Here is a 13,003-nt window from a genome sequence, read left to right as displayed (position 1 = left end):
TTTTAATTTTTATCGGTCTTTATCCGCGTCCAACTCTACGGAAAATCGCTTTGCATCTGCGACGGTTAATTAGGTTTTTCATCACAGATGCCGAGAGTTATGAGTTATTACTAATATTTGTTTTTTGTTTAATTTTCATGAGTTTATTGCGAATGGTTTGTTTATATTCTTGTTCTTGAGTTAATTTTTTTTGACAATCAGATTCATGGAGTTTTTCTATTAGCTGATTGAGTTGAATATCTGGTTGTACAACTACACTCTGCAAAAGTACTTCTAATTGTTCTGTCATGCGGATTATAGTGGCAGGTTCAAATAAATCAGTTTTGTATTCAAAGCATCCACTAATAAATTCTGATTGCTCTGAAAGTAATATTCCTAAATCAAAGGGAACTCTTTGCTTGTTAACCTCAAATGGACTAAGGGTGAGATTGGGTAAAGATAAAGTTAGTTTTTGGATGTCTAATGTGGCTACATTTTGGAAAGCAAACCACACTTGAAATAGTGGATTGTAATTTAAGTCTCGCTCTAGCTGTAATTCTCGTACTAACTTTTCAAAAGGTATATCTTGGTGAGCATAAGCTCCTAAAGTTATCTGGCGTGTTTGACGTAGCAATTCTCGAAAATTAGGGTTTCCTGAAAGATTTGTCCGTAGAACTAAACTATTGACAAAAAAGCCAATTAATCCTTCAATTTCACTGCGGTTGCGATTAGCAATAGCTAAACCTATAAGTATGTCCTCTTGCTTCGTGTAGTAGTAGAGCAAGGCGTTGAATGCCGTTAGCATGGTCATGGAGAGGGTGACATCTTCTCGCTGGCTAAGTAATTTCAGGGCATTGCTGAGGTCTTTTGGTAGCTGAAACGATTGAGTTGTGCCAGTATAAGTAGGTTGCACAGGTCGAGGTTTGTCAGTGGGTAACTCTAGCCTTGTAGGAGCGTTTTGGAGTTGCTGTTTCCAGTAAGTTAGCTGAGTTTCTAGCACTTTTCCCTGCATCCATTCTCTCTGCCAAACAGCAAAATCAGCATATTGGATTGGCAAGTCTGGGAGTGTCAGAGATTTACTCTGGCAAAAGGCTGTATAAAGTTCCGCTAGTTCCCGAATCAGTATCGCCATTGACCACAAATCGGAGATAATGTGGTGCATTGTCAGCAGTAATACATACTCTGTTGTGTCTAGCTGGAGTAGCGTCACTCGTAGTAATGGCCCTTGTGCTAGGTTGAATGGGCGTTGTGCTTCTTCGAGGGCAATGCGTTTTGCTTCGGCTTCTCGTTGTTGGAGCGATCGCTCATTTACTACTAGATCCACTAGGGGTATAGTAAAATGCATAGCCGGGATAATGTTTTGAACCGGTTGCCCTGCAACTGTAGTGAAAACAGTGCGTAAGCTTTCGTGACGACTGACAACTGCATTCAGACTTTGCTCTAGAGCTGTAATGTTGAGTGAACCAGTCAAGCGCACAGCTATAGGAATATTATAGGTATCATCGTTTGGGTGTAATTGGTTGAGAAACCACAATCTTTGTTGGGCAAAAGACAAAGGTAAATTTTCACTTTTGTTGACAGGTTTTATTGGCAAAGTCGCCAATTTTTCCCCAGTTCTGATTTTAGTTTGTATCTTCTGGGCGCATCCTGCTATAGTTGGCGATTCAAACAAGTAACTTAGTGGTATCTCAACACTAAAAGCATCCCGGAGACGAGATATTAACTGAGTTGCTAACAGTGAATGTCCGCCTAACTCAAAAAAGTTCTCGTCATTACCAACGTATTCTCTACCCAGAATTTCTGCCCATATTCCTGCCAATACTTCTTCTACAGCCGTGCGTTGAGTTGGAATAGCTTGCTTTTTCGTCACAGATGCAGATTTTGGCACAGATCTAACTTTGGGGATTTGCTCTAGGGAAATGTGCGCTAAAAGAGTTTGCGGTGTTGTTTCTGGCTGAGAAATAATGCTATTTAATAAGATTAAAAAATGGTTTAAAATTTTTGCTATATCAGGACTATCAAAACGGCGTTGGTCGTAAACGCATTGCAAATTCAGTTCTGAATTAACAATTGTTAAAAAGGTGAGGGCATATTTAGTTTGTGCGCCAATCGAACGAGAACCAGATATATTTATTTTTAAGTTTGGTGGCTGTAATGCACTGATATCTACAGGATAGTTCTCAAAAACTAAAATACTTTCATAAAGAGATAAATATCCAGGTAATTCACTACATTCATGAACTAAACCGGAATTGCTGTATTCGTATTGGCGTAATTCCAAATTAGAATTTTGAATATTATTGAGCCAGCACCATAAATTTTCTGATAGCAAAATTCTTATTCTTAAAGGTAAAGTATTAATAAACAGCCCAATCGTTGATTCGATACCTGACAAATTTGCTGGACGACCGGAGACTGTAATCCCAAAAATGACATCATCTTCGCTACTATAGCGATGCAAAAGTAATGCCCAAATTCCTTGAATTATAGTGTTTAATGTCAAGCGATGAGCTTTCGCTAAAGATTTGAGAATTGCTGTGTTTGTGGAGTCTAAATATACTTCTTGCTTACCATAGGTTGCTGTTTGCTCACTATCACATCTAGTCTCAGCAGCCATGCCTAGTGGGGTGGGTTTGGCAAAATCTCGGAGATTTTTCCGCCAAAATTCTTTAACTTGTGATTCATCTTGTTGCTTGAGCCAGGCAATATAATCTCTGTAAGCACGAACTGGTTTGAGATGTAAATCTTGCCCTTGATTTAAAGCTTGGTAAAAACATAAGAATTCTTGAAACAGTAACGGGCTGCACCAGCCATCCATGAGAATATGATGAAAAGTCCAAACGAATTGATAAGTATTTTCATGAGTTTGGAAAAGCGCTAGGCGCATCAAAGGTGGTTGAGATAAGTTGAAACCACGATCGCGATCGCTTTGCAGATAAGCTTGTAATTGTGCCTGTTGTTCGGGCAAAGAATATTCTCGCCAGTCTTGCTGCTCAATGTTAATTGCGACTTGCTGCAAAACTACTTGCAGTGGCTGTTCTTGCTCCTTCCAAACAAAGCCTGTTCTTAAAACTGAGTGCCGAGCAATAATCCTTTGCCAAGCTTGCTCACAAGCTGACACATTCACATTTCCCTCTAAAGTGCAGGTGAATTGCTCAAGATGAATACCTGAATTGGGAGTGAATAAAGTTTCAAATAGCATCCCTTGTTGGGTTGGAGATAAGGGATAAATAGCTGCAATATTTTTCTTATTCATTGCCTTTTCCTCCTAACCCAAATCCATTTCAGCCATAACTTTTTCTAATTGATTTTGATCAAGTGTCACATCAGGAAAGTCTGAAGGAGTATAACCTCCAGCTTCTGGAGATAAACAGTGATCAATGAGTTCACACAAAACTTCCTGAAATTTCTGTGCTAGAGATGCAATTGTAGTTTGACGATAAAGGTTTTTACTATAAGTCCAATCCACTCGGAGTTTACTATTTGTTACCAAACAGTTAATTTCTAAAAGATGACTTTTTGTACCTGCCAAACTCCGAGTCAATCCGCTAGATTCTTGGGCAAAGTCAAACAAAGAAGACTGAGAAAATGTTTGGTCAAACTGCCCCAAGTAATTAAAAAGCACTTGTGCTTGTGGCATACTATCTAGCGTTTCTTTAATTTGTTGGTCATGGCTGAAATAGCGCAGTACACCATAACCAATACCCCGCTGAGGAACACTCCGCAGTTGTTCTTTGACTATCTTCAATGCTGTTCCTAAATCGAAGGCTGTTGCTAAATTGATGTGTAATGGAAAGATAGTTGTAAACCAGCCGACGGTACGAGATAAATCCACATTCTCGAAAATTTCTTCCCGTCCGTGTCCTTCTAACTCTATTAATAGAGATTGATTACCAGTCCAATCAGCAAAAGTTTGTCCCAGCGCCGTGAGCAACACGTCGTTAATTTGAGTGTTATAGGCTTGTGGTACTTCTTTTAATAATGCTTGAGTTTGGTCGGTACTTAGTTTTATTGATACTTTTTGTTGCGAAGATTCTGTGTTTTCTCCATCAGGATAATCTACTGGTAGGGGGGGAATTTTCTCTTGCGATAAGGCTAACCAGTAATGCTGCTCTCGTGCTAAAACTTCTGAATTAGCATACGCTTGTAACTGATTTGACCATTTTTGAAAGGATGTAGTTTTGGCTGGTAATTTGATCACTCTACCTTGATCAAGCTGCTCATAGGCTGTTTGCAAATCTTCTAACAAAATTCGCCAAGACACACCATCTACAGCTAAATGATGGATGATAATCAACAAACGGTTTGGCCGATGAGTACCCAAATCAAAAAGTGCTACTTTAACTAAAAGTCCACTTGATAAATCGAAAGTTGCCTGCAATTTGTTAGCAGCAGCTTCTATGGCTGCTGGTTGTTCTGCTGCTGCCAATGTGGAAAAATCGTATCGGAGCAACGATAACTCTGTCTCAGGTGCTGCTATTATCTGTTGCCAGCCAGACTCGGTATACTCAAACCGTAACCGCAAAGCATCGTGGTGAATGGATAAATGCTGTATCGCCTGCTGTAGTAAATTTGGAGCGATCGCTTCTCGAACTTCCAGTAAAACAGCTTGGTTAAAATGATGTGGATCTGGTAAATTTTGGCGGAAAAACCAATGCTGGATGGGTGTCAGAGGTACTGCACCAATTACAAGTCCTTGCTCAACTTGGATGATCTCATTCGTCTCACAAACGGCAGCTAATTCAGCAATACTTTGGTACTTAAATAACTGTTGTGGAGTCAGTTGTAAACCTGCTTGGTTAGCTTTGGCAACAATCTGGATAGTTAAAATAGAATCTCCGCCTAAGTCAAAGAAGTTATCCTCAATGCCCACTTGTTCGACACGCAAAACTTCTGCCCAGATTTGGGCTAATTGGACTTCTGTGGGGGTACGGGGAGGAACGAATTGATCCGATTCTGCTCGGAGGTAATCTGCTGCTGGCAATGCTTGCTTGTCTATTTTGCCATTTGCTGTCAATGGTAGGGCTGGAATCTGCACAAATACAGCCGGAATCATATAGTTGGGCAATTTTTCGCCCAGAAAACGGCGCAGATCGCTCATTGTGGGTACAGGCTGTTGTTTTGCTACCCAATAGGCAACTAGCCTGCCCTCAGCCTGAGCAATCACCACAGATGCTTGTATTGCTGGATGTTGATTGATAGCAGCTTCAATTTCTCCCAGTTCAATGCGGAATCCGCGCACTTTTACTTGGTGATCGATTCGCCCCAAAAATTCAATGTTGCCATCTGGTAAATACCGGGCTAAATCACCAGTTCTATAAAGACGTTCTCCCGCCTTTGTACAGAAAGGGTTAGGAATAAATTTCTCGGCTGTGAGTTTGGGATTACGCAAGTAACCCCTACCAACTCCCACACCACCAATGTAAAGTTCGCCTATAACTCCCACAGGTACGGGGTGAAAATATTTATCTAGTAAATAAATCTGAGTATTGGCGATCGGACTACCAATGGGAACTGTCTGGTGATGTGTACTGTCAAGTGAACACATCCAATAGGTAACATCAATCGCAGCTTCCGTTGGCCCATACAGATTGTGTAGTTCGGCTTGCAAACGATTAAAGAAGCGTTTTTGTAGTTCGACTGATAGCGCTTCACCACTGCAAATCACCCGTTTGAGAGATTTACAATTTTCTAGACCTTCTGATTCTAAGAATGCTTGCAGCATAGAAGGCACAAAATGTAAGGTGGTAAGTTGCTCTTGTTGAACTAAATTAACTAAGTATGTAGGATCTCGATGCCCATCTGGTCGAGCTATGACTAAACGCGCACCTGTTAGCAAAGGCCAGAAAAACTCCCAAACTGACACATCAAAGCTAAAAGGTGTCTTTTGCAATACACAATCTACTGCTGTTAATTGATAAGTGTCTTGCATCCACAGTAAGCGATTGCAGATACCTTGGTGGCTATTCATTGCCCCCTTTGGTTTACCTGTAGAGCCAGAAGTGTAAATTACATAGGCTAGGTTTTCCGGTTGGATATTGCAGACAGGATTTTCTTTGCTTTCCTGGGCAATTTGTTTCCAGTTGATGTCTAAGCAGAGCAACTGGGTTTTGTCTGTAGGGAGGTTTTCAGCTAAGTGATGTTGGCACAATAAAATTGGGGTCTGGGAATTCTCCAACATGAAAGCTAGACGCTGTTGGGGATAGCTAGGGTCAAGCGGTACATAAGCACCACCAGCTTTAAGAATGCCCAATAGTCCAATTACCATTAAAGGCGATCGCTCTACACAAATCCCTACCAATACTTCTGGCCCAACACCTAATTTTTGCAAATAATGTGCTAGTTGGTTGGCTTGCTGATTGAGTTGCCGATAGGTGAGTTGCTGATTTTCAAATACTACCGCCACTGCATCCGGTGTGCGTTCTACCTGCTCGGCAAATAGCTGATGAATACACTTATCTAATGGATATTCTTGCGAAGTATTATTCCATTCTTGGAGTACCTGGTGTAGTTCTGCCTCTGTTAATAATGGTAAGTCTGCCAAACACCGTTCGGGATGAGCAATGATATTTACCAACATTGTCTGCAAATGCCCCAGCATTCTGGTGATAGTGGCATCTGCAAAGCGATCGCGCTCATATAAAATATTGAGATAAAAATTAGGAAATGCTCCTACTAATACTGTCAAAGGATAATTAGTTTCTAAAATAGAATTAACTTTACGTATTTGCAAACTGCCAACCCGTTGTTGTAAGGAAGCGTCCTTAGGGTAGTTTTCAAAGACGATAATACTTTCAAACAGTGGCACCCCCCGTGCAACTTCACTCCCGGCTTGAATATCGATCAATGAACAGTACTCATACTGTCTGGACTCAATTTGCTGAACCTGTAATCTCTGCATCCAGGAAATAATAGACTCCTTAAAATCTATCTGCACTCGTACAGGTAAAGTGTTAATCAAGTTCCCGATCATCGTCTCCGCCCCAATTAAGTCCACAGGACGACCGGCAGAAGTTGCTCCAAAAACCACATCTGTTTCATTGCCATAGCGGTTTAATAACAACGCCCAAACACCTTGTACAATTGTGTTGAGAGTTAATCGGTGTTTGCGAGCAAAAGCTTGTAATTCAGATGTAGTTTCTGCTGATAAGCATAGCTGCTGTACGGCAGCATTTTTGTTGTGATTAACTAAATGATGAGTATTTTGTTCAACTCCTAAAGGAGTAGGTGCAGTGAAACCCTGAAGATACTTCTGCCAGAATTTTTGAGCTTGAAATAAGTCTTGCTTTTGTAACCACGCAATATAATTCCGATAAGGAATTGGACGTGATAAAGATAATTTTTGACCCCGGCGAAACGCTTCATAACAAGCAATAACTTCGCCAAATAGTAAGGGTAAAGACCATCCATCTAGCACTAAATGATGGTGAGTCAAAATTAAATAGTATATTTCATCGGATAACTGAATAAGATTCAGACGCATCAGTGGGGCTTTGGATAGTTCAAAGTCCTGATGTCTATCTGTTTGCATAAATGTTTCTAATTGCTGTTGTTGCTGGCTAACAGATAAGCCACGCCAATCATGTTTTAGTAATGGTAATTTGACAGAACGACCAACTACTTGAATCGGTTTTTCCAGATTTGCCCAGACGAAAGCAGTTCGCAGAATTGAATGCCTTTCTATTACCTGTTGCCAAGAAAGCTCTAATGCAAATATATCTAAATTTCCATGTAATTCATAGGTACTTTGTCCAATATAAACTCCTGATGCTGGAGCAAAAACACTATGGAAGAGCATCCCCTGTTGCATAGGAGAAAGAGGATAAACATCTTCAACATTTTGATTTTTTGACTTCATTTTATTTATCCTCATTAAAACTCAACCATTGCTAAGGCTGCATCCAGATCATCTTGACTTAACTGTGCTAAGGGAAAATCTGAAGGCGTGAAGCCGTTGATATCACCAGACTGATAATAAGCAATGAGCATGAGCAACGACTGTATAAATTTATCAGATAAATCTTCTATAGTTTTTCTTTGAAAAATAGCTTGGCTGTAAGTACAATTTATTTGCAGTTGACTATCAACTACAAAACTATTAAAACTAATTAAGTATCTGCGGTTATTTTCTAGACTACTTTGCGGGCCAATGGGTTCTTGAGCTAATCTCAATCGGGATGATTCAGATAATGTTTGGTCAAATTGTCCCAGGTAATTAAACACAACTTCTGCCGTTGGCAGTGATTTTAGTGATTTATTTACTTCCGGATCATGACTCAAATAGCGCAGCATACCATAACCTATTCCCCGATTAGGAATACTGCGTAACTGCTCTTTAATTATCCTTAAATTATCTTGTGGTTCAGAACTTTCTCCTAAGTTTAACAGTACCGGGTAAATAGATGAGAATAACCCAACAGTACGTGATAAATCGACTTCATCAGCGATATCTTCTCGCCCATGACTTTCTAAGTCAACAAGCAACGACTTTTTGCCTGTCCACTGAGAAAATGCCTGTACTAATCCCGTTAATAACACCTCGTTGATTTGGGTGCGATAGACAATCGGAACTTCCTTAAGTAAAATTTGAGTTTCTGCAACTCCCAGGGTTACTGATACCGTACAAGCTAAAGCCTCGGTATTATCTCCTCTTGGATAATCTACTGGAATAGGTGACACTTGAGTGCGAGATTCTGTCAACCAATAACTCAGTTCTTGTTGCACTAATGCTGAGTTTGCATAATCCTGTAACTGTTGCGACCATTGTTGAAATGAAGTTGTTTTAGCGGGTAGTTTAATTATTTCCTCATCTCGGTTGAGTTGCTGATAAGCTGTCTGTAAATCCTCAATTAAAATCCGCCAAGACAGACTATCTACTAATAAATGGTGAATAACTATTAATAAACGGTTTGTTTGCTCTGCACCTAGATTAAATAAAACAACTCTTACTAAAGATCCTTGCGATAAATTCAAGCTAGCTTGGATTTCAGTTGCTGCTTTTTCCAGAGCAGGTAACTGTGCTATTGGTGGCAAGGTTGATAAGTCAATGTATGAAAAAGAAATATTATCTTCAGGTGCTAAATTAATTTGCTTCCAGCCAGATTCAGTTTGTTCAAAACGCAAGCGGAGTGCATCATGGTGTACCAGCAATTGTTGTACAACCCGCTCTAACAACTGTGGTTTCATTGGTTCTATCACTTCTAATAGAACTGCTTCATTCCAATGATGTGGGTTGAGCAAATTCTGTTCAAAGAAGTAGTGCTGAATCGGTGTCAGAGGTACAATACCTGTTACTAAACCTTGTTCGGCTAAAGTAGCTTGGCTGGTACCAATATTCTTGGCTAATTCGGCAATTGTTTGGTGTTGAAATAACTGCTTAGGCGTAATATTTAATTCTGTTTGGCGTGCTTTAGCAATCACTTGAATGCAGAGAATTGAATCACCGCCTAATTCAAAAAAGTTATCATGAATTCCCACCCGCTCAATCCCCAAAACCTGCTCCCATATCCCGGCTAAAGTTTCTTCAACTGTTGTACGAGGAGCCACAAAGCTTGCTGCTAAATCAGAATCTTGCGTATCGGGTGCAGGTAGTCCTTTTCTATCTATCTTGCCACTAGGTGTGAGTGGTAATTTTTCTAGCAGTACAAAAGCTGAGGGTATCATGTACTCTGGCAGCCTTTCTTTCAATAAGTTCCTCAGCTGCGCTACCAGTTGATTATCTTCAACACTTACAACAATGTAAGCTACTAAACGCTTATGGTTAGGTACGTCTTCTCTGGCAATAACCACATTTTCCCGTACCAAGGGATGCTGATTTAATAATGTCTCAATTTCTCCTAATTCAATACGAAAACCCCGAATTTTTACTTGATGATCAATTCGTCCTAAGAACTCGATATTCCCATCTGGTAGCCACCTTCCCAAATCTCCGGTTTTATAAATAAAATCTGTGTTTGTTCCTGGTAAAAGTCTTGTAGTGCTAGGAAATGGATTAGTAACAAAGCTTAATTTAGTACTTTCTTCATTTTTCCAATATCCCTTGCCTACACCATATCCCGAAACACAAATCTCTCCTGGGAAACCAACAGGTAACAATTGCATCTTTTGGTCAAGAATATAAAGATGTAAATTGGCTAAAGGTTTACCAATAGAAACTGTTCTTTGGTTTTCTGCTAATGGTTTGTCGATAATAAATTGAGTGATATCATCGGCAGCCTCAGTTGGGCCGTAAGCATTAACTACTGGAATTGCAGGATAATAATTTAACCATTGATTAACAATTTCGACAGTAGCAGATTCCCCTGTCACCATCATCCATCTGAGGTCAGGTAACAGCTTTTCTTGATGTGAGAGGTCAGAAATATAATCTAGTAAATTCTTGAGAACAACGGGAACTAATTCAGCAATAGTTATTTTTTCTTGTTGAAGAACTTGAAACAGTCGTTCTGGATGACAAACTGTTTCTGTATCTATGATCACAGTCTTGCCACCAATTAATATTGGGGCTAAGAATTGCCAAACAGAAATATCGGATGACGCAGGAGCAGATTGTAGAAAAACTAGTTTTTCAGGTAATTGTAAAGCTTCATATTGGGCATAAATATGATTGATTGCGCCTCCATGTCTAATAATTGCACCCTTGGGCAATCCTGTAGAACCAGAGGTGTAAATCATGTAAGCTTGGTCTATGCCATCAACCTCAATATCTAAATTATTGGTTGGGAATAGCTCCAAATCAAGCTGATCATAGATATTGATTTTTTCTAGCGTTGGGAAAACTCTGTTATTAAGCTTGATATCTAAACAAACTAGAGATTGTAAGTACTGACAATTTTCGGCTACATCCGCCAATATATCTAAACAAGCAGCATCGGTTAAAACAGTTTTTGTTTCGCTATTTAATAGCATATATTTAATTCTATCTGGCGGATATGTACTGTCGATTGGTACATAAACTCCGCCTACTTTTAAAATAGCTATTATGGCTATTAAGAAATTAATATCTCGTTTTTTTATAATCCCGACAAAACTACCTTTACTAACTCCTAATTGGATTAAATGCCTTGCAACTTGATTGGCACACTCATTAAGTTTTTGATAATTGATACTATGATTACCAAATATTGCGGCGGTGTGCTGTGGAGTTAGCTCTACTTGTTTTTCAAATAGCTGAAAAATACTCTGTGTGACTGGATAATCTCGATAGTTTTGATGATAAATTTCTAATAGTAGACTCTTCTGGTTTTCATTGACTAATGGAATATCTGCTACTTTGATATTAATATTATTGATAGTAATTTCTATGATATGGAGATAAGATTGAATAATATTTTTAATTGTGACTTCTCTAAACAGAGATTTATTATAATTTATCCTTCCTTGAATCGAATTATTACTGACTACAAATGAAATATGGAAATCAGTGCAAATATCTGCTAAAAGCTGTGAATTATGAATATTCTCTAAGGAGATAACTATATCGAAAAGAGGATGACGGTTAGAATCATATTGTAGATTCAAGAATTTAATTAGTTCATCTAAAGGATAGTGAGAATTACTGTAAGCTTCTATTAATTTTAATTTGGTTTCGCAAAGCAAATTTTTGAAACTAATTTGAGTTTTTACATTCGTTCGCAAAGGAATAACTTGGTTAATAAATTCTTCTTTATCTTGGTTTATATAACTAGGTGAACCAATAATAATATGATTATTGCCAGTATATTTATGCAGTAGTATATTTAGATTAGCCAATAAGACTAAATATATTGATAAATTAGAGCCATTTGACAGCTGAATAATTTTTTGAGAGAAATCATTTGATATTTTGAAGCTAATACAATTATTAGTGTTATAAGAATCTCTAGTTCTAATAAAATCAGGAAGAATACTAGTTTCAGTTATCTCTTTCGATAATTCCTTTAGCCAAAAAAATTTCTGGCTAAATAAAGGATGAGATTTTTTTTGAGTTTTAGATAGTGTTAATAGCATTATTTTACTGATAAAAAACAGCGTAGTGTTGACAATAAAATTATATTTTTACCTCTCTTATGCCATGTTACTCTCTGAATACAATAATCGAAGCCAAGTTTTGTAACTCTGATGTAATAATGGTTTTTAGCTCTATTGTCTAACGTAAAAACATCATAGCTAAAACCTGGAAAATTAAGCCCTGGAACCTTTTAGTTACTGCATTATCCCAAGCTGGTAGAAGAGAGGTAGTAATTAACTAAGAAATGCGACTCAGTTTATTTGGTCTGAATATAAACTCGTTTTACGACACACAAAAATATCTTGATCTCCCTCTATACTAAATCCTAATTCTTGGTCAAGATTATAATGATTAATCTCTGTAAAACCTGCATTTTTTAGAGCTAACTCTACTTCTTCTTTTGTGTAAACCCTCACTAACCAGCTAGTATCTGAACGTTGCCATGTTCCATTAAGTAATTCAAAAGAAGTAACTTTGACATCATATGTTCTTTCTTGCTGATTAGATAAATACCGCAGACACCAGGCATAGTCATCTTGAACATCAGCCCTAATGTATTCTTCTGGTACTTTTGAGTTTTCTTCTTCTAAAGCAATATTGAAGGCAAAAATACCGTTTTTCCGCAATCCTAAATAAACATTCCGGAAGACGTTTGTTAAGTCTTCTAAGTTTGTGATCATCGGTAGGGCGGTTTGCGAGATAACACCATGAAACATAGATGGTAACTCAAAGGAACGTGCATCAGCGAGGAGAAATTCAGCATGAGGCGTTTTTTCTCGCGCATAAGCTAATGCCGTTTCCGAACCGTCTAGACCTGTCATTTTATAACCATTTTTGTCAAGAAGTTGTATTAAATGTCCTGTTCCACAACATAGATCAAGAATGTTTGCTCCTTCTGGAAGATACTCTAACATCAATTTTTTTAAAATTAGCAAAATAGCTTCAGTTGTCTGTTGATTCCAAGTTTCTTTAGCTCTAATTGGAGCAATTACATCATAACTAGGGTAGATACTTGAAGGCATAAGATATTCTCCT

Annotated in this window: 4 protein-coding genes; all 4 read right to left on the bottom strand. The window is 38.5% G+C overall.

Features of this window, described 5'->3' with window-relative positions; translation table 11 throughout:
- Positions 1-97: 97 nt before the first annotated feature.
- Positions 98-3,235 carry a condensation domain-containing protein gene (locus U2718_RS25515; protein WP_342002891.1) on the bottom strand — a complete coding sequence of 1,046 codons (3,138 nt, stop codon included), beginning with the start codon at positions 3,233-3,235 and terminating at the stop codon, positions 98-100.
- 12 nt (positions 3,236-3,247) lie between these two features.
- Entirely contained in the window at positions 3,248-7,837 is a 4,590-nt protein-coding gene (locus tag U2718_RS25510) for an amino acid adenylation domain-containing protein (RefSeq protein ID WP_342002890.1), read from the bottom strand.
- Positions 7,838-7,851: 14 nt separating this feature from the next.
- A complete protein-coding gene (locus U2718_RS25505; protein ID WP_342002889.1) occupies positions 7,852-11,967 on the bottom strand; it encodes an amino acid adenylation domain-containing protein in 4,116 nt (1,371 codons plus the stop codon).
- A gap of 252 nt (positions 11,968-12,219) precedes the next feature.
- The gene (locus U2718_RS25500; RefSeq protein ID WP_342002888.1) at positions 12,220-12,990 is read right to left on the bottom strand and encodes a class I SAM-dependent DNA methyltransferase; all 771 of its coding nucleotides are present in this window, start codon (positions 12,988-12,990) and stop codon (positions 12,220-12,222) included.
- Positions 12,991-13,003 lie beyond the last annotated feature (13 nt).

Source organism: Chlorogloeopsis sp. ULAP02 (genome assembly GCF_038404745.2).
GTDB lineage: Bacteria > Cyanobacteriota > Cyanobacteriia > Cyanobacteriales > Nostocaceae > Chlorogloeopsis.
The sequence above is the reverse complement of the archived record's forward strand: the minus strand, read 5'-3'. Positions and strand labels throughout refer to the sequence as shown.

Coding starts and splice junctions, on each gene's coding strand:
- U2718_RS25500 (WP_342002888.1), bottom strand. CDS start 12,990: ATGCCTTCAAGTATCTACCCTAGTTATGATGTAATTGCTCCAATTAGA.
- U2718_RS25510 (WP_342002890.1), bottom strand. CDS start 7,837: ATGAAGTCAAAAAATCAAAATGTTGAAGATGTTTATCCTCTTTCTCCT.
- U2718_RS25515 (WP_342002891.1), bottom strand. CDS start 3,235: ATGAATAAGAAAAATATTGCAGCTATTTATCCCTTATCTCCAACCCAA.
- U2718_RS25505 (WP_342002889.1), bottom strand. CDS start 11,967: ATGCTATTAACACTATCTAAAACTCAAAAAAAATCTCATCCTTTATTT.